This window comes from Streptomyces sp. ITFR-21 (genome assembly GCF_031844685.1).
In the GTDB taxonomy this organism is placed as follows: domain Bacteria; phylum Actinomycetota; class Actinomycetes; order Streptomycetales; family Streptomycetaceae; genus Actinacidiphila.
The window spans coordinates 2092139-2112051 of record NZ_CP134605.1 but is presented as its reverse complement, the minus strand read 5'-3'; the positions used below and the strand labels follow the sequence as shown (position 1 = coordinate 2112051).

Genomic DNA, 19913 nt, shown 5'->3' with positions numbered 1-19913 from the left:
ATGGCGGCCGGCCGGACCGCCTTCACTCCGTTCGGAGACCCGCCCCATGCGTGACTACATCGGGCCGCACACGGCCCTGAACACCGACGACTTCCTGGAACTGGCCCTGGGCACGCCGCTGGAGCTGTGGCTGGGCAACGATGGCGAGAGCGGCGAGGAACGCGCCGCCCGGCTCGCCGCCGCGCGGGACATCCTCGCCGACGACCCCGCCCTGTTCGACCGCGTCACCGCGCTGGCCGCCGAGGTGATCGGCCGCACCCTGCCGGAACTGCTGGCACTGGCCCCGGCCGCTGCGCGTCCGGCCGCCCCGGTTCGCCGCCGCACCGCCCGGGAGGGGTGGGCGGCATGAGCCCTGCGACGCTCGCCGACGTGAGCACGCCGCTGCTGGCCCTGCGTGTGCTGCTCTCGGAGCATCCCGCGCTGCCCGCCGGAATGATCCGGGTCAGCAGCATTTTCCCCGGCCAGCTCGACATCGGGCTGCACGACGACCTGGGCGGCTTCGAGACCTGGCGTGCCGCGCTGGGCATCTCCCCGGACCTGGTCACCTGCCACACCCAGAACGACGGCCGCACCTGGGTGCTCAAGGCCGGCGCCATCTTTGCCGGTGCCCGGATCGAGCTGACCGGCTTCGCCGACGTTCCCCAGCCGGACGGGGGCATGCGGTGAACGCCCCCGCGAGCCCGTTACTGCTGGCCGCGCGGCGTTTGCGGCTGCTGGCGGTTCTGGCCGGTCTGGCCTGGCTCATGGGTGTGCACCCCGGGGTGCCGGTGCGGCTGCTGGCCCTCGCGCTGGTGCTCGACGCCCTCGCCGACACCCGCCCCCGCACCCGCATCCCCCGCGCCGGGGCCCCGTCCCGGCTGCCCCGTCTGATCCGTAAAGGAGGTGTCCGGCAATGACCCGGACCACGAAGACAATGAAGAAGCTGGCCGTCGTGGCCCCGGCCGTCGCCATGACGGCCGTGAGTATGGTGCTGACGCTGGCCGTCGTCGTGATGTGGCTCGGTCATGTGATGCCGTGGCCGGTCGCGCTGGTGGTCGGCATCGGACTGGACGGCGGTTGGCTGGCCACCCTCTCCTACGAGCGGCGCCTGGCCGCGCAGGGCGACCACTCGGGTGTGGTGACCGGTGTCGGGTGGTGCTTCGGTGTGCTGGCGGCCGGTGTGCTGGTGGTGCACGCACTCACTGCCGGGTCCTCCGCCGGCGCGTGGCTGGCGGTCGCGTGGCTGCCCCTGGCCGCCAAGGCGCTGTGGCTGGTGCACGGCATGTGGGAGCGCACCGCGCTCACCCCGGCCGCGCTCGGCGCGATCCGCAGTATCCAGCAGACCGCCCGCGACGACGCGGCGGTCTCCCGGGCGATGCTCCGGGCGCAGGCGACCACGGAGGAGACGCGCCTGACGGCCGTGACAGAGGCCGGGGCGCGTGTCGCCCGGGTGCAGGCGGAGACCGCCCGGACCCTCTCCGGGGCGTGGATGGAGCTGGAAACCGCTCGTCAGGGTGAAGGCACCGACAGGGCTCTGACCAGCGTGACGCCCCCCGTCACGGACACGGCACACCCCCGGTGGGAGCTGCCCGTATGGGGACCGAGCGACCCCGTTCCGGCCCTGGACGCCGCCCCCGCGCTGACCGATGCCGACCTGGACCGGATCGTCGGCGCGATCCTGGCCAGCAGCGTGCCCCCGCCGTCCTACCGGGAGATGTCCGTCCGCTTCCGCGCCGCCGGCCACAGCGCATCCGAAACCCGGCTGCGCGCCGCCTGGCGCCGCACCACCGCCGACACCGGCATCACCGGCTGACCGGCCCTTCCGTCCTGCGCAGCCTCCCCGGCGGGGGAGGCTGCGGGGGGCGGTGGGGCCGGACAGCCCGGCCCGGGAGAGGAAACCCCAGATGTCCCGCCGCGAGATCGTCAGCAAGCAGTTCCAGCACAACGGCGGCACCGCCCGCGTCGAGCAGGACGCCGGCGGCCACCAGCACGTGACCTGTTCCGGATGCGGCACCGACGACTTCGCCCCCGGCATGGCCCCGGCCCTGTCCAAGCTCGTCACCGACCACGGCAACCAGTCCACCCCCCGCTGACCCTCACAACCATGCATAACCACCGCCGGGACGGCCGCACCTCTCACCAAAGACACGCGGCCGTCCCGGCACCAGCACCATCAACGGAACTGGAGCACCCAGCATGACCGACATCATCGACCTCGGCGAACACCGGGCCCGATCCCGGCCCGGCGCACCGGATCACCACCCCGCGCACGCTCCCGGCACGGCGCCGTCGCGGCCGGCGGGTTCGGGTCGGGTGCGGCGTGCCGTACGTGTGACGCAGCACGTCGTCACCCATGAGCGGACCAGAACCGGGGCCCGGCTGGTGGCCCGGCACGGCGCCTACGTGGCCGGCGGCGCCGGGGTGCTGGCCAAGCGGGCATGGGACGGCCGCTCGGCCGCGCGGTACGAGCGGTTCATGCGGATCGCCGAAGCCGCCGGCAACGGGGAGGAAGCCAAGGAGTGGGAAGAGCGCGGACGCGCCTTCCGGGCCGCCCGCCACCAGCGGCGCATGGATCTGCTGACCGCACCCCAGCGCCTCGCTAAGGGTCTGCTGGTGGGTACCGCCACTGCGGCCGGATCGCTGCTCGGCCTGGGCACGCTGCTGGCCATCGCCGAGCACGACCCGGGGATGGTGCTCGCGCCGGTCATGGGCACCATCGACGCCATCCGCTGGGCGGTCGTCATCGTCACCATCGTGTGGGGCCCGGCCCTGTGGCTGGCCCCGTGGATCGCATTCCTCGGCCTGTGGAACACCGGCCGCCGCCGGGGCGCCGCCCCGCAGTGGGCCCTGCCCGCCCGCGAACGCGACACCGGAGCACCCATCACCCCGTCGATTGTCGTCACCGCCCTGCGTGACCTGGGCATCGCCCCTCTGCGCGGGGCCATCAAGGCCATGGAGGACAACGGGGCCGGCATGCTCTCGCCGATCGTGCTCGCCGGGTGCGGCGTCGAAGTCGACATCGCGCTGCCGTCCGGTTCGAGCACCGAGGAAGTCCTCGCCCGGCGCCGGAAGCTGGCGGAGAACCTGGGGCGCCATGAGCATGAGGTGCACCTGTCGGTCGCGCCGGCCGCCCGCACCGTGCGCGCGTGGATCGCCGATTCGGGGGCGCTGGATGAGCCGATCGGCCCCTCTACGCTGGTCACCGACCCGGACACCCGCGCCGACATGCACAAGAGCCGGGCCCCGTGGGGTATCGACCTACGCGGGGACGCGGTGCTCGTCTCCCTGTGGCAGAAGCACCTGCTGATGACCGGGTTGTCCAACCAGGGCAAAACCGCCTCGCTGCGTTCCCTGGCGCTGTGGCTGGCGCTCGACCCGCGGGTCGAGTTCCGGATCGCCGACCTCAAGGGCGTCGGCGACTGGCAGATGTTCGACGGCATCGCCACCGTGCTCATCCAGGGCCCGACCGATGACCACGTGATCCAGGCAACGCACATGCTGGAAGCGGGTGTTGAGGAGATGGCCGCCCGCATCGACCTGATGCGGGACCTCACCGCCCGGGGCTGGAGCCAGGACAAGATCATGGCCGATCCCCGGTTCAGCCCCCTGGTGCTGGTCATCGACGAAGCTCAGGTGGCCTACGGCTCCGGCGCCCGGGAGACGCACGTCACCGAGAGCGGGACGGTCAAGTACGGCGCGCCCTACGGGGGTTCGAAGGCGGACAGCCGCTATTTCCAGGCCGTGAAGAAGATCCACGACCAGGGCCGCGCGGTCACCGTCACCACCTGGGAGGGAACGCAGGACCCCACCAACGAGAACCTGCCCAAGCGGTCCCGCGAGGGCAACCACATCCGCGCCTCCCTCGTGCTCGGCACCGAATCACAGGCCCGGATGGCGCTCGGCGACAGCGCCATCGACGCCGGCGCCGCGCCGCACAAGCTCCGGCAGGGCATCGACAAGGGCACGCTGGTGGTGGCCGGCGACGGCATCAAACTCGCCCCCGGCCAGCCATCCGTGACAGTCCGCACGCACTACATCGGACCGGACGACGCCAAGACGGTCGCCGAGCGCGCCAAAGCCCTCCGCTCCGGCACCGAGACGAACGACGGGGCCGAGGAGCCGGCCGAAGAAGCCGACCACCTCGCCGATGTCCTCGCCGTCCTGGGCGCCGCGGAGCGGATGAAGTCCGACGAGATCCGCCAGCGCCTGGCCGAGCGGTGGCCGGCGGTCTACCGGTCGTGGTCGGCGTCCGACCTCGTACAGGCACTCAAGCCGTTCGGGGCCGAGCCGCGGAAGTACAACGGCAACCAGATGATCAGCCGCGCACGGGTCCTCGCAGCCATCGAGCAGCGCGCCGAAGAGACCGAAGACCCCGTCGAGATCAACGCAGAGTGACGGGGAGGAGGTTGGGGAGGCCCGGACATCCTGGGGAGTTCTCCCCAACCGCCTCCCCAACCCGCCCCATCACCCCTGAACTGCGACAACACTCCAGATAGGGAGCTTGGGGAGGCTGGGGAGGCACCCCTCCCAACCCCCCGTGGCACCCCCGGAAACCGCCGCCCACCGGGGTGACTCATGCCTCCCTCCCTGCACGCACAGTTATCAATCCCTCTGCCCTGAAAGGCAAGCCATGAGCCGCCGCTGGCGCGAACCCACCGAACGCGGGTGGGAACAGAACGGCCCGCTGATGAACTACCCGGTCCAGCCGCACGGCCCCGACGGCGCCTACCACGCCGGCACCCGCCCACCCCTCACCGCCCGCCCCGCACCCACCCGCCGCGCCCGCGTCACCGCGTCCTGAACACCCGCCCACCGCACGGCCACACCGCGCAGGAAGGGGAAATGCCCGTGGCCGCCATCCCCGTCTACCGCTACCGCCACGCCCCCAACGGCTTAGCAACCTTCACCCAACTCGCCGCCCAAGGGCTCCGACCTGTCGCCGATCCCGTCGCCGAACTGCGCTGGCGTTCCCGCAAAGCCCGCGCGGCCGGCGGCTGGCGCACCGCCTTGCTCTACGACCGCGACCACACCCGGCCCGTCCAGCCCATGACCCCGGGCCGATGGCGCTCCCATGCCGCGATGATGCGGGCCCGCCGCACCTGCCCCACCTGCCGGCGCGACCGCCCGATCTCGCCAAAGACACGCGGTCGCCCCGGCAACCCCAGCACCGTCAAGGAACTGGAGACCACCAGCATGACCCAACGCACCCTCCTCCGGCGACAGACCGTCCGGCCCTTACTGCTCGACCTGTACTCCTGCGCCGGCGGCGCCGGAACCGGCTACCACCGCGCCGGATTCGACGTGCACGGCGTCGACATCGTGAACCGCACCAACTACCCCTTCCACCTCACCGTGGCCGATGCGCTCGAACACCTCGCTCACCTGATCAGCACAGGTGACATCGCCCGGTACGCGTTCGTGCACGCCTCCCCGCCGTGTCAGGACCAGTGCAACCTCACCGTGGGCACCAACCGCTCGCGCGGATGGGGCGGCACCCACGAAGACCTGGTGGCACCCACCCGGGAACTGCTCGACGCCACCGGTCTCCCGTACGTGATCGAGCAGCCCAACGGCCGCGCGCAGATCCGCAAGGACATCACGCTGCGCGGGGAGATGTTCCGCCTCGGGGTGATCCGCCACCGCAACTTCGAGCTTGGCGGCTGGAGCACCGACCGACCGGCCCATGTGCCGCATCGCGGCAGGGTGAGCGGCTGGCGGCACGGCCGGAAGCACACCGGCCCGTACGTGGCCGCCTACGGCAGCGGGGGCGGCAAACCCACCGTGCCCCAACTCCAAGCCGCCATGGGCATCACGTGGACCGACGTGCGCGAAGAACTCACCGAGGCCATCCCGCCCGCCTACGGCGAATGGCTCGGCCGCGCCTACCTCACCCACGCCGCAACGGCGGTGGCAGCATGAACGCTCTGCTCACCGCCGCACTCGCCTCCGCCGAACACGGCTGGCCCGTCATCCCCCTCCGCCCCGGCGGCAAGGTCCCCGCGCTGCACGGCGAACGCCGTTGCCCGGGTACCGGGGACTGCGCCGGCGGGCACCGCACGTTCGAGCAGCGCGCCACCACCGACCCCGACCGCATCCGGCGGTGCTGGACAGCGGGCCCCTACAACGTCGGCATCGCCACCGGCCCCGCCCGGCTGGTCGTGGTCGACCTCGACACGCTCAAGCCCACAGACTCACCGGACACGCCTGACGGCGCGACCAACTTCCTCGCGCTCTGCGGGGGCGCCGGCGCCCCCGTGCCCACCACCCGCCGCATCCGGACCGCGAGCGGCGGAACCCACCTGTACTTCACCGCACCCACCGGCATCCGGCTCCACAACACCGCCGGAACCCTCGCCCCCAAGGTGGACACCCGCGCCTGGGGCGGACAGGTCGTCGCCCCCGGAAGCCGAACCCCTCAGGGCCCCTACACGGTCCTGGACGACCAGACCGTTGCAAAGCTACCCGAATGGCTCCAAAATGCTCTGACGACCCCTCAGGGCCGCTTGGTGGCCCCATTCCGCCCGACGCCAGTCCGGGACGCGCCCCGGGTCGCCATCATCGCCCTTGACCGGGAGACCGCCGCTGTTGCTCAGACCCGCGAGGGAAGGCGTCAAGCTCAACTGCTGGAATCCGTACGGGCCGTGGGCCGGTTCGTGGCATGGGGAGACCTCGACCGCATCACCGTCGAACAGGCTTTTACCTGCGCGGGTGAGTCGACCGGACTGTCTCCGTACGAGTGCCGCGCCACGATCCGAAAAGCCCTGGACTACTCCATTCGCACGGCCTGGCCCCGGGCGACGGCGTGAACGCCACCCAGCCCCGCCCGCAAGGTAAAAGCCCGTCCCACGCCCCCGACCGACCCCGCCCCGCCGAACCGACCGGAACTCCCATCGGCCGTAGCGCGCCGAAGGTCGCCGCCGAAGGCGTCCCTTCATCCCCTCTCCCCGACCCGCACACGGGCGCCGGCCGCCGGGTGGTCGGCTGGCTTCACGTCGTCTGCCCGTCGTCATGGTCCGCGCCGGTCCGGGCGACTTCCCATTGCGACTGCGGACGCCACGTCACCGCCACCACCCGCCACGACGTAATCGCCCTGGTCAAAGCCCACACGGACCACTGCAAGACATGCCCACTGCAAAACCCCGCACCTGAAAGCGCAAGGAGGCAGGCAGCATGACCACCGAGAACGGCGCCACCCTGCTCAACGAGGTGGAAGCCTTCCACCGCCGTTTCAACGTCTTCCCGACCGAAGCCGCCTACGTGGCTGTGGCCCTGTGGGACGCACACGCCCACCTGCTGGACTGCTTCGACTCCACACCCCGCCTGGCCTTCCTCAGCCCCGAACCGGGCTCGGGCAAGACGCGCGGGCTGGAGATGTGCGGAACCCTGGTGCCCAACCCCATGGCCGCCGTCAACGCCTCACCCGCCGCACTGTTCCGTGCTGTGTCCATGGAAACCGGCCGCCCGACCATCCTGTTTGACGAGATCGACACGGTTTTCGGCCCCAAAGCCGGAGACAACGAGGAACTGCGCGGGCTGATCAACGCCGGTCACCGCCGCATCGGAGTGTCCTACCGGTGCGTGGCGGTCGGGGACACCCAAACGGTTCAGCCGTTCCCCGTCTACGCCGCGGTGGCCGTCGCCGGGCTCGGGTGGCTGCCCGACACGATCCTGCACCGCTCGGTCGTCATCCGGATGCGGCGCCGGGCCCCCAACGAGCACGTGGAAGCGTTCCGCTCCCGCATCCACGAACCCGAAGGCCACGCCCTACGTGACCGCCTCGCCTCATGGGCCGAATCCGTCCGGGATCGCGTGGCCAACGCCTACCCGGAGATGCCCGAAGGGGTCAACGACCGCCCCGCCGACGTATGGGAACCTCTGCTCGCCGTCGCCGACGCCGCCGGCGGGGACTGGCCCACCCGGGCCCGGGAAGCCTGCTCGGAACTGGTCGCCGCCGCGGCGGCCGGAGACAAGGCGTCCCTGGGAATCCGGCTGCTGACCGACCTGCGCGACACCGCGTTTCGCGGGGCGGACCGGATGCCCACTGCGCAGATCCTCGCCGCGCTCCACAGCATGGACGAAGCCCCGTGGGCCGACATGGAAGGCAAGCCCCTCGACTCCCGCCAACTGGCCAAGCGTCTGGGGGAGTATGTCACCGTCGGCAACCAGCCGATCAAGGCGCGCAACATGCGGGTCGGTGAAGGCGTCGCCAAGGGCTACTACGCCGCCGACCTCTACGACGCGTGGGCCCGCTACTGCCCTGTGGTGCCAAAGTCCGCTACAGCCGCCACAAACCCCGATTCCGGCTCTCTGACCAGCGGGAATGACGTAGCGGACGTGGCGGCCGGTAGCCGCTACCAAGCCGCTACAACCAGCGCACCCGCTACACCCACCCTCCCGCTGTAGCACACCCATCCGCTACACCCCACCGGCCCGCTACGCCGAAACCAGGCCCCTACCTGCGACGTAGCAGCCGTAGCGCCTGTAGCGGACTTCCAGGGGGGAGGGGGTACCCCCTCCCCCCTGCCCGGACCATCGCGCGAAGGAGTCCAGTGACCGCCACCGTCACCGAGTCCGCCAGCGAGACCGCCGCGGACGCATCCGAACTCGTCCTGCTCACCGTCGAAGAAGCCGCATACCGTCTCCGGATCGGCCGCACCACCTGCTACAAGCTCATCCGCACCGGGGCCCTCGCATCCGTGACAGTCGGCAGTCTCCGCCGCGTGCCGGCCGAAGCCGTCCCCGAATGCGTCGCCCATCTGCCTCGCGGAGCACACCGCGCCGCCTAATCCCCGCACCCTGAGGTGGTGGCGTCCCATACCCGGGACGCCACCACCTCACTTTCTGCCAGCCCAGATCAGCGGAAGTGAACCTGTGGAAGAGAATCCGAAGCGAACCCGCCAGCCCAACGGACGTTCTTCAATCTACCTAGGAAAGGACGGAAAATGGCACGGCCGTGTCACCGTTGGAATTCGCGATGACGGCAAGCCGGACCGCCGCCACGTCGAACGCAAGACCCGTGCCGAAGTCACCAAAGCTGTCAAGGACTTGGAGCAGCAACGCGAGGCGAAGACGCTCCGGGCGCCTGGCCGACCGTGGACCGTTGCCATGTGGCTCACACACTGGATTGAGAACATCGCACCTCTCGGGGTCAACGAGAACACGATGGTTGGCTACGAGGTGGCGGTACGGAAGCACTTGATTCCCGGGCTCGGTGCGCACAAGCTGGATCGCCTCAAGCCCGAGCACATCGAGCGGCTTTACGCCGCGATGCAGGCTGGCGGAAGTAAGGCGGCCACCGCACATCAGGTCCACCGCACCTTCCGTACCGCGCTTAATGAGGCAGTACGTCGCGGCTACCTCGGCCGCAATCCGGTGCAGTTGGCAAAAGCTCCCCGAGTCCGAGAGGAAGAAGTGGAACCCTACACGGTCGATGAGGTTAAGCGATTGCTGGCGAAGGCCGGAGAGCGCCGCAATTCGGCTCGATGGGCTGTTGCCTTGGCGCTCGGGCTACGCCAAGGGGAAGTCCTCGGGCTGAAGTGGACGGACGTGGATTTGGACGCGGGGGTGCTGGTCGTGCGTCGAAGCCGCCGCCGTCCGCGCTACGCCCACGGTTGCGACGTGAGCGATCCGTGCGGACGTAAGGCCGGATACTGCCGGCAGAAGCAGCGGACGAATCCCGAAACCGCCGATACCAAGTCGCGAGCCGGACGGCGGGCCGTTGGTCTTCCTTCCCAATTGGTGGACTTGTTGCGGGTACACCAGACGCAACAGGAAGCCGAAAGGGCCGTGGCGGGGTACAACTGGCATGGGGAGGGTTGGGTTTTCCCGGACCAAACCGGGCGCGTGCCTTCGCACCGCACGGACTGGGCGGAGTGGAAGGAGTTGCTTCGGGACGCGACGGTACGCGACGGGCGGTTGCATGACGCCCGCCACACCGCTGCCACGGTGCTGCTCATCCTCGGGGTCTCCGAGCGGGCGGTGATGGGGCTGATGGGCTGGTCCACTACGGCCATGGCCGCTCGGTATCAGCACATGGTGGACGCCGTCCGAAGCAGCATCGCGAAGCAGGTCGACGGGCTTATCTGGACGCCTGATGAGGATGGCGGCGACGACGGGGCCGCGGGGGTGCTCGTACCGGCCAAGTGAGACGGGAACTGAGACGGAACGGCGGGTGGCAGCCCGTGGGGGTGCTGCCACCCGCCGTTCCTGCTGCTCAACGCCTATTGACTTGGAGGCCGTGGCGGGAATCGAACCCACGTAACTCGCTTTGCAGGCGAGTCCCTAAACCACTCGGGCACACGGCCGTGTCGTACTCGGTGCGTACGACCTTGCCGGTTCGGAGGGTGGGGGTCAATGGGGGACACCGGGGTGGCGGCGGACTGCCATACGGCGTTCACAAACGGGCGGGGGCGCGGTGGGGTGGGACCAGGACCACGGGCGGAGGGGAGATCGGTCGCGCGGCAGGGGCGTGGCGCGGGTTTGCCCCTTACGCTGAGCGGGTGACCTTTGTACGGGCTGGGGATGACCGGCGGATATCCCCGGTGGTGGGGGCGGCGGCGGACGGGCTGCTCGGGCGGCGGTACCGGGCGCTGACGCTGGGGATCGTGTCGGTGGTGCTGATGATCGCGTTCGAGGCGACCGCGGTCGGCACCGCGATGCCGGTGGCCGCACGGGAGCTGCACGGGCTGGGGCTGTACGCCTTCGCGTTCTCCGGGTACTTCACCACCTCGCTGCTGGCGATGGTGGTCAGCGGCCAGTGGTGCGACCGCGGCGGGCCGCTCGCGCCGATCACGGCGGGTATCGGCGGGTTCGCCGCCGGGCTGGTGGTCAGCGGCACCGCCGGGTCGATGGAGGTGTTCGTCCTCGGGCGGGCCGTCCAGGGCCTCGGCGGCGGCCTGGTGATCGTCGCGCTGTACGTGGTGGTGGGCCGCGCCTATCCGGAGCGGCGGCGGCCCGCGGTGATGGCGGCGATCTCCGCGTCCTGGGTCGTACCGTCGATCGTCGGGCCCCTGGTGTCCGGCACGGTCACCGAGCAACTCGGCTGGCGCTGGGTGTTCCTGGCGATCCCGGTCCTGGTGGCGCTGCCGATGGCGGTGATGCTGCCGCCGCTGCGCCGGCTCGCGGGGGACGGCGCGGACGGTCAGGTCCGGGAAGGCCGGGCCAAGGAAGGCGACGGCAAGGACGGCCGGGGCGGGGGAGCGGGGACGGCGCACGGCGCGGCGGGAAGAAGTTGCCGGGCCGCCGGGGCGGCGCGGCCGGCCCCGCCGCCCATGAACGGCCGGCGGATCTGGCTCGCGGTCGCGCTGGCGGTCGGCGCCGTCCTGTTGCAGTACGCCGGGCAGGACCTGCGGGCGCTGTCCGCGGTGCCCGCCGTGGCGGGCGCGGCCCTGCTGGTACCGGCGGCGCTGCGGCTGCTGCCCCGCGGGACGTTCCGGGCGGCGCGGGGGATGCCCACCGTCGTGCTGATGCGCGGGATCGCCGCGGGCACCTTCCTCGCCGCCGAGAGCTTCATCCCGCTGATGCTGGTCACCCAGCGGGGGCTGTCCCCGACACTGGCCGGGCTCTCGCTGGCCGGCGGCGGCCTCACCTGGGCGCTCGGCTCGTACATCCAGGCCCGGCCGCGCTTCGAGAACGCGCGGGTCGGCATGGTCCGGCTCGGCATGGTCTGTACGGCGGCGGCCATCGCCGCGGTCCCGCTGGCCCTCGACCACGCCGTGCCCCCGTGGGTGGTGGCCGTCGCCTGGTGCGTGGGCGGTCTCGGCATGGGCCTGGTCATCTCCGTGCTGGGCGTCCTGCTGCTGATGCTCTCGCCGCCCGCGGACGCCGGCGCCAACTCCGCCGCCCTCCAGGTCTCCGACTCCCTGTCGAACGTCCTCCTGGTCGCCGCGGCCGGCACCGTCTTCACCGCTCTCGGCGGCGCCTCCATCGCACCCACGGCCGCGGACCTGACCGCCGGTGCCGCACCCGCGCACCCGGCCGCCTTCGCCGCCGTCTTCCTGCCGGCCGCCCTGATCGCCCTGGCCGGCGCGGCGGTCGCCGCCCGCCTCCGCCCCGAACCGGGCGGCACGGCGAGCACGCCACGACCGCTGTGAGCACGACCGCTGTGAGCTGGGTCGCACCCGCGCGGTGCGGCGGGGCGGACGCCCGGCGGCGGGCGGGGCGGCCGGTAGGCTGAGGCGGTTTCCGTACGACCGGGGGACACCCCATGCCGTGACGCCGACCCACGACGGAGAACGTGACTACCACCGCTTCGAACACGCATCACCACCTGTCTCCCGCCTTCCCCGGGCGCGCCCCCTGGGGGACGGCGGGCAAGTTGCGGGCCTGGCAGCAAAGGGCGATCGACGCGTACGTGGCCGCGCAGCCGCGGGACTTCCTGGCGGTGGCCACCCCGGGGGCCGGGAAGACCACGTTCGCGCTGACGCTGGCCTCGTACCTGCTGCACAACCACCTGGTGCAGCAGATCACCGTGGTGGCGCCCACCGAGCACCTGAAGACGCAGTGGGCGGACGCCGCCGCCCGGATCGGCATCAAGCTGGACCCGGAGTACAGCGCGGGTCCGGTGAGCCGCGAGTACCACGGGGTCGCGGTGACGTACGCGGGTGTCGGCGTACGCCCGATGCTGCACCGCAACCGGTGCGAGCAGCGCAAGACGCTGGTCATCCTGGACGAGATCCACCACGCGGGCGACAGCAAGTCGTGGGGCGAGGCGTGCCTGGAGGCTTTCGAACCGGCCGCGAGAAGGCTCGCACTGACCGGCACGCCGTTCCGGTCGGACACCAACCCGATCCCCTTCGTGACGTACGAGGAGGGCGACGACGGCATCCGCCGCAGCTCCGCCGACTACACGTACGGATACGGCAGCGCGCTGGCCGACGGCGTGGTCCGGCCGGTGATCTTCCTCAGCTACAGCGGCACCATGCGCTGGCGCACCAAGGCCGGCGACGAGCTGTCCGCGCGGCTCGGCGAGCCGATGACCAGGGACGCCGTCGGACAGGCCTGGCGGACCGCGCTGGCGCCCACCGGCGAGTGGATCCCCAACGTGCTGCGCGCGGCCGACCAGCGGCTCACGGAGGTCCGCAAGGGCATCCCGGACGCCGGCGGCCTGGTCATCGCCACCGACCAGGACGCGGCCCGCGCCTACGCCAAGCTGCTCAAGGAGATCACCGGCCACAAGGCCACCGTGGTGCTCTCCGACGACACCGGCTCCTCCAAGCGGATCGAGGAGTTCAGCGCGAACGACGACCGCTGGATGGTCGCGGTCCGCATGGTCTCCGAGGGCGTGGACGTGCCGCGGCTGGCGGTCGGGGTGTACGCCACCACCATCTCCACGCCGCTGTTCTTCGCGCAGGCGGTGGGCCGCTTCGTACGGTCGCGGCGGCGCGGCGAGACGGCGTCGGTGTTCGTACCGACCATCCCGATGCTGCTGGAGTTCGCCGGCGAGATGGAGGCCGAGCGCGACCACGTGCTCGACAAGCCGGGGAAGCGGGGTGAGGAGGACCCGTTCGCCGAGGAGGACAAGCTCCTCGCGGAGGCGGAGAGGGGCGAGGACGAGGCCACCGAGGACGACGCGCTGCCCTTCGAGGCGCTGGAGTCCGACGCCGTGTTCGACCGGGTGGTCTACGACGGCGCCGAGTTCGGTATGCAGGCGCACCCGGGCAGCGAGGAGGAGCAGGACTACCTCGGCATCCCCGGGCTGCTGGAGCCGGACCAGGTGCAGATACTGCTCCAACGCCGACAGGCCCGGCAGATCGCCCACAGCCAGAAGAAGCCGGACGAAGAGGCCGACCTGCTGGAGCTGCCCGCCGACCGCCGGCCGGTGGTCAGTCATCGCCAACTCCTGGAACTGCGCAAGAAGTTGAACACTCTGGTGGCCGCGTACAACCACCAGAGCGGCACACCGCACGGCGTGATCCACACCGAGCTGCGCCGCATCTGCGGGGGTCCGCCGAGCGCCGAGGCGACCGCCGGGCAGCTCACCGAACGCATCAAGAAGGTTCAGGAGTGGGCGACCCGGATGCGATGATGTCCACCGGATTGGCGGAGAAAGTCGTGCCGGAGAACTTCAAGGACGGGTCAAGGCGGCGCCCGGATTGTGGACGACCCCTTCCGCTGAGCGGTACTGGCTCGCTACGGTGCCGGTCACGCACGCGACGTGGCAGTGCAGCCGCGGAGCGCAGCCGGTATGCCGACCAGTCCGGCGGCCTCTCCGCGCACTGCCGCGGGACCGGCAGTGCGTGCCATCCGTGAGACGCCGTCGATTTCACGAGGAGGGGGCGTCGTGACCGCGGAGACGTCTCAAACGCTCGACCGGGGCCTGAGGGTCCTCAAACTGCTCGCCGACACCGATCACGGGCTGACGGTGACCGAGCTGGCCGCAAAGCTGGGGGTCAACCGCACCGTGGTGTACCGGCTGCTTGCCACGCTGGAGCAGCACTCGCTGGTCCGCCGCGACCTGGGCGGCCGGGCTCGGGTCGGGCTCGGAGTACTGGGCCTGGCGCACCAGGTGCACCCGCTGCTGCGGGAGGCGGCGCTGCCGGCGCTGCGCTCGCTGGCCGAGGACATCGGGGCCACCGCCCATCTCACGCTGGTGGACGGCACCGAGGCGCTGGCCGTCGCCGTGGTGGAGCCCACCTGGACCGACTACCACGTCGCCTACCGCACCGGCTTCCGGCACCCGCTGAGCCGCGGCGCGGCCGGCCGGGCGATCCTGGCCGGCCGCGGGATGCAGCCCACCGCGGACGGCGGCAGCTGGGAGATGTTCGCGGCGGGCGGCACCGACCCGGCCGACGTGTACGCCGAGGTCGCCGGCCACCAGCGGGCGGGTGCGGCCGGCCGCACTGACGGCAGCGACCGTACGATCGGCGCCGGCGGGGCGGTCAACCAGGTCCGGTACGTGCTCACCCACGGTGAGCTGGAGGCGGGCGCGAGCGGCGCCGCGGCGCCGCTGCTGGGCGTACCCGGCATCGAGGGCAGCGTCGGCGTGGTGATGCTGGCCAACGCCGTACCCGAGCGGGTCGGCCTGCGGGTGGTGGAGGCGGCCACCGAGGTCGCGGACGCGCTGCGCTGAGCGGGAGCCGGGGCGGGACGCGGACAGGACGCGGCGCGGACCGGACACGGCACGATGGACGGGCGGACGACGGGCGCGGGACCGTGAGCGGACCGTGACGCGGGCGGCGGCCGGGCCGCCGCGGCGGTGAAATAGGGTCGGGCGCATGCCTACGCTTTCCCGCCGGCCCCGGACCCTCGCCGCGTGCGTGGTGGTGGTGGCCGTCCTGCTGGCGGTGGCCGCCTTCGCGCCGCTGCCGGTGTCGATCGTGGTGCCCGGCCCGACCACCGACGTCCTCGGCACCGACCGGGGCACGCCGGTGATCAGCGTCACCGGTACCCCGGTGCGGACGACCAGCGGGCAGCTGCGGATGGTGACGATCGCGGCGACCGAGCCGGACGCGTCGGTGCACTTCATCGACGTGGCCAGGGCGTGGTTCGCCGGGGACCGGGCCGCGATGCCGCGGGACTCGGTCTACCCCGGCGGCGGCTCGGTGCAGGAGATCGCGAAGGTCAACGAGAAGGAGATGACCGACTCGCAGGACGCGGCCACCGCCGCCGCGCTCAAGCAGCTCGGGCTGTCGCCCGCCGAGGTGAAGGTGGACCTGCGGCTGGCCGACGTGGGCGGCCCCAGCGCCGGCCTGCTCTTCAGCCTCGGCATCATCGACAAGGTGGCCGGTGACGGCCACGGCGGCGACCTCACCGGCGGCCGGGCCATCGCCGGCACCGGCACCATCGACGCCTCCGGCACGGTGGGCGCGGTCGGTGGGGTGCCGCTGAAGGAGCAGGCCGCGCGGCGGGACGGCGCCACCGTCTTCATCGTGCCGCGCGGCGAGTGCGCCGACGCCCAGGCGCAGCTGCCCCGCGGCCTCACCCTGATCGCGGTGACGACCCTGAAGGGGACGCTGTCGGCCCTGTCGGCGCTGCGCTCGGGACAGCCGGTACCCGGGTGCTGAAGTCCGCGGCCGACTCCCCCCGCCGGCCGGCGTGCGGCGCCGGCGGGCTCGGCGCGGACGGCGGGTAGAGCGCCGGCCGCCACCGCTGCCTCGGCCGGCCCGGCGTACGGGGACCGGGCCGCCCGACCGGCGGCACGCCGCCAGGCGGCCCGGAGGCGGCAGGGTCCCTGGGGCCGCGACGCCGCGGAGATCCACCCGACAGCCCCTAGGCGTCCCGTGCCGCCTGCGTCACCAGCGGGATGATCCGCAGCGGCACCGGGTTCTCCATGACGATCGCGGTCGACGCCCGGGTGATGCCCTCGAAGCCCACCACCAGGTCGATCACCCGCTGGAGGTCGGCGTTGGAGCGGGCCACCAGCCGGCACAGCATGTCGCCCTCGCCGGTGGTGGTGTGCAGTTCCAGCACCTCGGGCACGGAGGCCAGATGCGCCCGCACGTCGGTGCCCTGGCCCTGCTTGATCTCCAGGGTGGCGAACGCGGTGACCGGATAGCCCAGCGCCGCCGGGTCCACCTGCGGACCGAAGCCGCGGACCACCCCGTCGGCCAGCAGCCGGTCCAGCCGCGCCTGTACGGTCCCGCGCGCCACCCCGAGCCGCCGGGACGCCTCCAGCACCCCGATCCGCGGCTCCTGGTCCAGCAGGGTGATCAGCCGGCCGTCCAGCGCGTCGATACCCATCGCGTCCCTCCCGTCGTGGTCATCCTGTACGGATTGCCGAGTCGATCCTCACCTTCGCTGTACAGGCTGTCCAGTGAAATCCGGAACTATTGCGCACCTTGAGAGGCGGCGGGACGCTTCTGCCATGACTGAGACCAGGGACGCCTTCCCCGTGAAGGGCATGGACGCCGTCGTCTTCGCCGTCGGCAACGCCAAGCAGGCCGCGCACTACTACTCCACCGCCTTCGGGATGCGCCGGGTGGCGTACCGCGGCCCGGAGAACGGCAGTCGTGAGACCGCCTCCTACGTCCTGGAGTCGGGCGGCGCCCGCTTCGTGTTCACCTCCGTCGTCGCGGCCGAGAGCGAGTACGGCCGCTTCCTGGCGGACCACGTGGCCGAGCACGGCGACGGCGTGGTCGACCTCGCCATCGAGGTCCCGGACGCCCGCGCCGCCTACGCCTACGCCGTCGCGCACGGCGCCACCGGCCTCGCGGAGCCGTACGAGCTCAAGGACGACCACGGCTCGGTGGTGCTCGCCGCCGTCGCCACCTACGGGCAGACCCGCCACACCCTCGTCGACCGGTCCGGCTACGACGGCCCCTACCTGCCCGGCTACGTCGCCGCCGAACCGGTCGTGGCGCCCGCGGGCAAGCGCTTCTTCCAGGCCGTCGACCACTGCGTCGGCAACGTCGAACTCGGCCGGATGGACGAGTGGGTGGCTTTCTACAACCGGGTCATGGGCTTCACCAACATGAAGGAGTTCGTCGGCGACGACATCGCCACCGAGTACTCCGCGCTGATGTCCAAGGTCGTCGCCGACGGCTCGCGCACGGTGAAGTTCCCGCTCAACGAGCCCGCCGCGGGCAAGAAGAGGTCCCAGATCGACGAGTACCTGGAGTTCTACGGCGGCCCCGGCGTCCAGCACATCGCGCTGGCCACCAACGACATCGTGGCGAGCGTACGGGCCATGCGGGCGGCCGGCGTGGAGTTCCTGGACACCCCCGACTCGTACTACGACACCCTCGGCGAGTGGGTGGGCGACACCCGGGTGCCCCTCGGCACCCTGCGCGAGCTGAGGATCCTCGCCGACCGCGACGAGGACGGCTACCTGCTGCAGATCTTCACCAAGCCGGTCCAGGACCGGCCGACCGTCTTCTTCGAGATGATCGAGCGGCACGGCTCGATGGGCTTCGGCAAGGGCAACTTCAAGGCGCTCTTCGAGGCCATCGAGCGCGAGCAGGAGCGCCGGGGCAACCTCTGACGGCCCGCCGCCGGGGGCCGCCGCCGGGGCCTGCCGCCGGGGGCCGCGGGACAGGCGGACTTCCCCGGCGGGCCCCGTGGTGACAGGCTGGAGACATGTCCGACCTGATCACACGGCTGCGCTCCGGGCTGCCGGAAGGCGCCGTCCTCACCGACCCCGACGTCACCGCCTCCTACGCCCGCGACATGGCGGGCTTCTCACCGGCCGGCGCCCCGGCGGCCGTCGTCCTGCCGCGCACCACCGAAGAGGTGCAGCACGTGATGCGGACCGCGACCGCGCTGCGGACACCGGTGGTGCCGCAGGGCGCGCGGACCGGGCTGTCCGGCGGCGCCAACGCGGTGGACGGCTGCGTCGTGCTGTCGCTGGCGAGGATGGACCGGATCCTGGAGATCAACCCCGTCGACCGGACGGCGGTGGTGGAACCCGGGGTGGTGAACGCCACGCTGTCCCGGGCCGTCGCCGAGCAGGGCCTGTGCTACCCGCCGGACCCGTCGAGCTGGGAGACCTGCACGATCGGCGGCAACATCGGCACCGGCGCCGGCGGCCTGTGCTGTGTGAAGTACGGCGTCACCGCGGAGTACGTGCTCGGCCTGGAGGTGGTGCTCGCCGACGGGCGGCTGCTGGCCACCGGGCGGCGGACCGCCAAGGGCGTCGCAGGCTACGACCTGACCCGGCTGTTCGTCGGCTCCGAGGGCACCCTCGGGGTGGTGGTCAAGGCGGTGCTCGCGCTGCGGCCCGCGCCGCCGCGGCAGCTCGCGATGGTCGCGGAGTTCCCGTCCGCCGCGGCGGCGGGCGAGGCGGTCAGCTCGATCATGGCGGGCGGCCACGTACCGTCGCTGCTGGAGCTGATGGACGGCACCACGGTCCGCGCGGTCAACGCGATGGCGAAGATGGGGCTTCCGGAGACCACCGAGGCGCTGCTGCTGGCCGCCTTCGACACCCCGGACCCGGCGGCCGACCTGGCCGCGCTCGGCGAGCTGTGCCTGGCGGCCGGCGCCACCGACGTGGTCCCGGCGCAGGACGTGGCCGAGTCCGAACTGCTGCTCCAGGCCCGGCGCCTGGCGCTGACCGCGCTGGAGCGGGTCTCCACCGCCACCATGATCGACGACGTCTGCGTACCCCGCTCGCAGCTCGGCGCGATGCTCGACGGGGTGGCCGCGATCGCGGCCGAGCACGACCTGACGATCGGCGTGTGCGCGCACGCGGGGGACGGCAACACCCACCCCGTGGTCTGCTTCGACGCGCGCGATCCCGACGAGTCCCGGCGGGCCCGGGAGTCCTTCGACGCGATCATGGAACTCGGCCTGGCGCTGGGCGGCACCATCACCGGGGAGCACGGGGTGGGGCTGCTGAAGAAGGAGTGGCTGGCAAGGGAGCTGGGCCCGACCGGCCTTGAGCTCCAGCGCCAGGTGAAGGCCGTGTTCGACCCGCTGGGGCTGCTGAACCCGGGCAAGCTGTTCTGACGGCCCGGGGCGTCCGGTCCGGCCGCTGCGACCGCGCGGCGGCCCGGCCGGCCCCGATCACGCGGTGGCGTCCGGGCCGTCGTCCCGGCCCGCGCCCGGGTCGCGCGGCCACCCCTCGTCGCCGGCCGCCGGTGCCAGCAGCCGGCTGAGCCCGTCGTCCAGGCTGAACTGCTCGTGTTCGGCGCCGGGGGCGACCACCCGCAAAGTGCGGTCCAGCCAGGCGGAGACCACGGCCGAGGGCGCCTCCAGCAGCGCGTCGCCGTCCGGCGAGCTGAGCGCCAGGCAGATGACGCTGCGGCCGCTGACCTTCGTCGGCCAGATCCGCACGTCGCCGTGGCCGCACGGCCGGAACACCCCCTCCACCAGCAGCTCGCGGGCGAACGTCCACTGCACCGGCGTGTCGGAGCCCACATGGAAGGTGATGTGCACGGCGTAGGGGTCCGCTGAGCGGTAGGCCAGCCTGGCGGGTACCGGAATGCTGCGTTCCGGTGACAGGACGAGCTGCATTTCGAGTTCGCGTTCCACCACGGTCTGCATGGTCGACGTCCTTT

General features: G+C 72.1%; 20 protein-coding genes, 1 tRNA gene and 1 pseudogene. 19 read left to right on the top strand and 3 right to left on the bottom strand.

The genetic code is table 11. The features are described 5' to 3' along the window. Positions 1-46: 46 nt before the first annotated feature. From RLT57_RS09435 to RLT57_RS09375, 13 genes and pseudogenes are all read left to right on the top strand, one after another. A complete protein-coding gene (locus tag RLT57_RS09435) occupies positions 47-349 on the top strand; it encodes a hypothetical protein (RefSeq protein WP_311296918.1) in 303 nt (100 codons plus the stop codon). Then, positions 346-666 carry a hypothetical protein gene (locus RLT57_RS09430; protein WP_311296917.1) on the top strand — a complete coding sequence of 107 codons (321 nt, stop codon included), beginning with the start codon at positions 346-348 and terminating at the stop codon, positions 664-666. The genes RLT57_RS09435 and RLT57_RS09430 overlap by 4 nt, the downstream gene beginning before the upstream one ends. Next, positions 663-896: a hypothetical protein gene (locus RLT57_RS09425; RefSeq protein ID WP_311296916.1), complete on the top strand. Its 234-nt coding sequence runs from the start codon at positions 663-665 to the stop codon at positions 894-896. Before RLT57_RS09430 ends, RLT57_RS09425 begins: the two co-directional genes overlap by 4 nt. Then, on the top strand, positions 893-1792 hold the full coding sequence (locus RLT57_RS09420; protein ID WP_311296915.1) for a protein spdB: 900 nt from the start codon (positions 893-895) through the stop codon (positions 1790-1792). The genes RLT57_RS09425 and RLT57_RS09420 overlap by 4 nt, the downstream gene beginning before the upstream one ends. A gap of 91 nt (positions 1793-1883) precedes the next feature. After that, positions 1884-2072, top strand: coding sequence for a hypothetical protein (locus RLT57_RS09415; RefSeq protein ID WP_311296914.1), 189 nt, complete (start codon positions 1884-1886; stop codon positions 2070-2072). A 103-nt stretch (positions 2073-2175) separates the two neighbouring features. After that, on the top strand, positions 2176-4374 hold the full coding sequence (locus tag RLT57_RS09410; RefSeq protein ID WP_311296913.1) for an FtsK/SpoIIIE domain-containing protein: 2199 nt from the start codon (positions 2176-2178) through the stop codon (positions 4372-4374). 235 nt (positions 4375-4609) lie between these two features. After that, entirely contained in the window at positions 4610-4780 is a 171-nt protein-coding gene (locus tag RLT57_RS09405; protein ID WP_311296912.1) for a hypothetical protein, read from the top strand. 41 nt (positions 4781-4821) lie between these two features. Further along, positions 4822-5094 (top strand): annotated as a pseudogene (locus tag RLT57_RS09400) (RRQRL motif-containing zinc-binding protein); the annotation flags it as partial. Between the two features lie 78 nt (positions 5095-5172). Further along, on the top strand, positions 5173-5898 hold the full coding sequence (locus RLT57_RS09395) for a DNA methylase (RefSeq protein ID WP_311300647.1): 726 nt from the start codon (positions 5173-5175) through the stop codon (positions 5896-5898). Then, positions 5895-6785, top strand: a complete 891-nt coding sequence (locus RLT57_RS09390) for a bifunctional DNA primase/polymerase (RefSeq protein ID WP_311296911.1) — start codon at positions 5895-5897, stop codon at positions 6783-6785. The genes RLT57_RS09395 and RLT57_RS09390 overlap by 4 nt, the downstream gene beginning before the upstream one ends. A gap of 364 nt (positions 6786-7149) precedes the next feature. After that, positions 7150-8382: a DUF3631 domain-containing protein gene (locus RLT57_RS09385; protein WP_311296910.1), complete on the top strand. Its 1233-nt coding sequence runs from the start codon at positions 7150-7152 to the stop codon at positions 8380-8382. 146 nt (positions 8383-8528) lie between these two features. Further along, entirely contained in the window at positions 8529-8765 is a 237-nt protein-coding gene (locus tag RLT57_RS09380; protein WP_311296909.1) for an excisionase family DNA-binding protein, read from the top strand. Positions 8766-8850: 85 nt separating this feature from the next. After that, positions 8851-10125, top strand: coding sequence for a tyrosine-type recombinase/integrase (locus RLT57_RS09375; protein WP_311296908.1), 1275 nt, complete (start codon positions 8851-8853; stop codon positions 10123-10125). A gap of 83 nt (positions 10126-10208) precedes the next feature. On the opposite strand, the gene RLT57_RS09370 is transcribed toward RLT57_RS09375, so the two are convergent. Next, positions 10209-10283, bottom strand: a tRNA-Cys gene (locus RLT57_RS09370). Between the two features lie 195 nt (positions 10284-10478). Between RLT57_RS09370 and RLT57_RS09365 the strand changes: the two genes are divergently transcribed. From RLT57_RS09365 to RLT57_RS09345, 4 genes are all read left to right on the top strand, one after another. Then, positions 10479-12071, top strand: a complete 1593-nt coding sequence (locus RLT57_RS09365) for an MFS transporter (protein WP_399128343.1) — start codon at positions 10479-10481, stop codon at positions 12069-12071. A gap of 143 nt (positions 12072-12214) precedes the next feature. Further along, complete coding sequence (locus RLT57_RS09360) at positions 12215-14005, top strand: DEAD/DEAH box helicase (protein ID WP_311296907.1); 1791 nt, start codon at positions 12215-12217, stop codon at positions 14003-14005. A gap of 255 nt (positions 14006-14260) precedes the next feature. Then, positions 14261-15049 (top strand): IclR family transcriptional regulator, encoded by a 789-nt coding sequence (locus RLT57_RS33300; RefSeq protein WP_399128340.1) that lies wholly within the window; start codon positions 14261-14263, stop codon positions 15047-15049. Between the two features lie 145 nt (positions 15050-15194). After that, entirely contained in the window at positions 15195-15983 is a 789-nt protein-coding gene (locus tag RLT57_RS09345) for a hypothetical protein (protein ID WP_311296906.1), read from the top strand. Between the two features lie 205 nt (positions 15984-16188). Here the strand turns inward: RLT57_RS09345 and RLT57_RS09340 are convergent, their stop codons facing one another. Further along, entirely contained in the window at positions 16189-16659 is a 471-nt protein-coding gene (locus RLT57_RS09340; protein WP_311296905.1) for an Lrp/AsnC family transcriptional regulator, read from the bottom strand. Between the two features lie 124 nt (positions 16660-16783). On the opposite strand from RLT57_RS09340, the gene hppD reads away from it, so the two are divergent. Further along, complete coding sequence (hppD, locus tag RLT57_RS09335; protein ID WP_311296904.1) at positions 16784-17899, top strand: 4-hydroxyphenylpyruvate dioxygenase; 1116 nt, start codon at positions 16784-16786, stop codon at positions 17897-17899. 95 nt (positions 17900-17994) lie between these two features. Continuing rightward, positions 17995-19362, top strand: coding sequence for an FAD-binding oxidoreductase (locus RLT57_RS09330; RefSeq protein WP_311296903.1), 1368 nt, complete (start codon positions 17995-17997; stop codon positions 19360-19362). Positions 19363-19419: 57 nt separating this feature from the next. On the opposite strand, the gene RLT57_RS09325 is transcribed toward RLT57_RS09330, so the two are convergent. Next, entirely contained in the window at positions 19420-19899 is a 480-nt protein-coding gene (locus RLT57_RS09325) for an SsgA family sporulation/cell division regulator (RefSeq protein WP_311296902.1), read from the bottom strand. Between the last annotated feature and the right edge of the window lie 14 nt (positions 19900-19913).

Coding starts and splice junctions, on each gene's coding strand:
- RLT57_RS09435 (WP_311296918.1), top strand. CDS start 47: ATGCGTGACTACATCGGGCCGCACACGGCCCTGAACACCGACGACTTC.
- RLT57_RS09430 (WP_311296917.1), top strand. CDS start 346: ATGAGCCCTGCGACGCTCGCCGACGTGAGCACGCCGCTGCTGGCCCTG.
- RLT57_RS09420 (WP_311296915.1), top strand. CDS start 893: ATGACCCGGACCACGAAGACAATGAAGAAGCTGGCCGTCGTGGCCCCG.
- RLT57_RS09415 (WP_311296914.1), top strand. CDS start 1,884: ATGTCCCGCCGCGAGATCGTCAGCAAGCAGTTCCAGCACAACGGCGGC.
- RLT57_RS09410 (WP_311296913.1), top strand. CDS start 2,176: ATGACCGACATCATCGACCTCGGCGAACACCGGGCCCGATCCCGGCCC.
- RLT57_RS09405 (WP_311296912.1), top strand. CDS start 4,610: ATGAGCCGCCGCTGGCGCGAACCCACCGAACGCGGGTGGGAACAGAAC.
- RLT57_RS09395 (WP_311300647.1), top strand. CDS start 5,173: ATGACCCAACGCACCCTCCTCCGGCGACAGACCGTCCGGCCCTTACTG.
- RLT57_RS09390 (WP_311296911.1), top strand. CDS start 5,895: ATGAACGCTCTGCTCACCGCCGCACTCGCCTCCGCCGAACACGGCTGG.
- RLT57_RS09385 (WP_311296910.1), top strand. CDS start 7,150: ATGACCACCGAGAACGGCGCCACCCTGCTCAACGAGGTGGAAGCCTTC.
- RLT57_RS09345 (WP_311296906.1), top strand. CDS start 15,195: ATGCCTACGCTTTCCCGCCGGCCCCGGACCCTCGCCGCGTGCGTGGTG.
- RLT57_RS09340 (WP_311296905.1), bottom strand. CDS start 16,659: ATGGGTATCGACGCGCTGGACGGCCGGCTGATCACCCTGCTGGACCAG.
- hppD (WP_311296904.1), top strand. CDS start 16,784: ATGACTGAGACCAGGGACGCCTTCCCCGTGAAGGGCATGGACGCCGTC.
- RLT57_RS09330 (WP_311296903.1), top strand. CDS start 17,995: ATGTCCGACCTGATCACACGGCTGCGCTCCGGGCTGCCGGAAGGCGCC.
- RLT57_RS09325 (WP_311296902.1), bottom strand. CDS start 19,899: ATGCAGACCGTGGTGGAACGCGAACTCGAAATGCAGCTCGTCCTGTCA.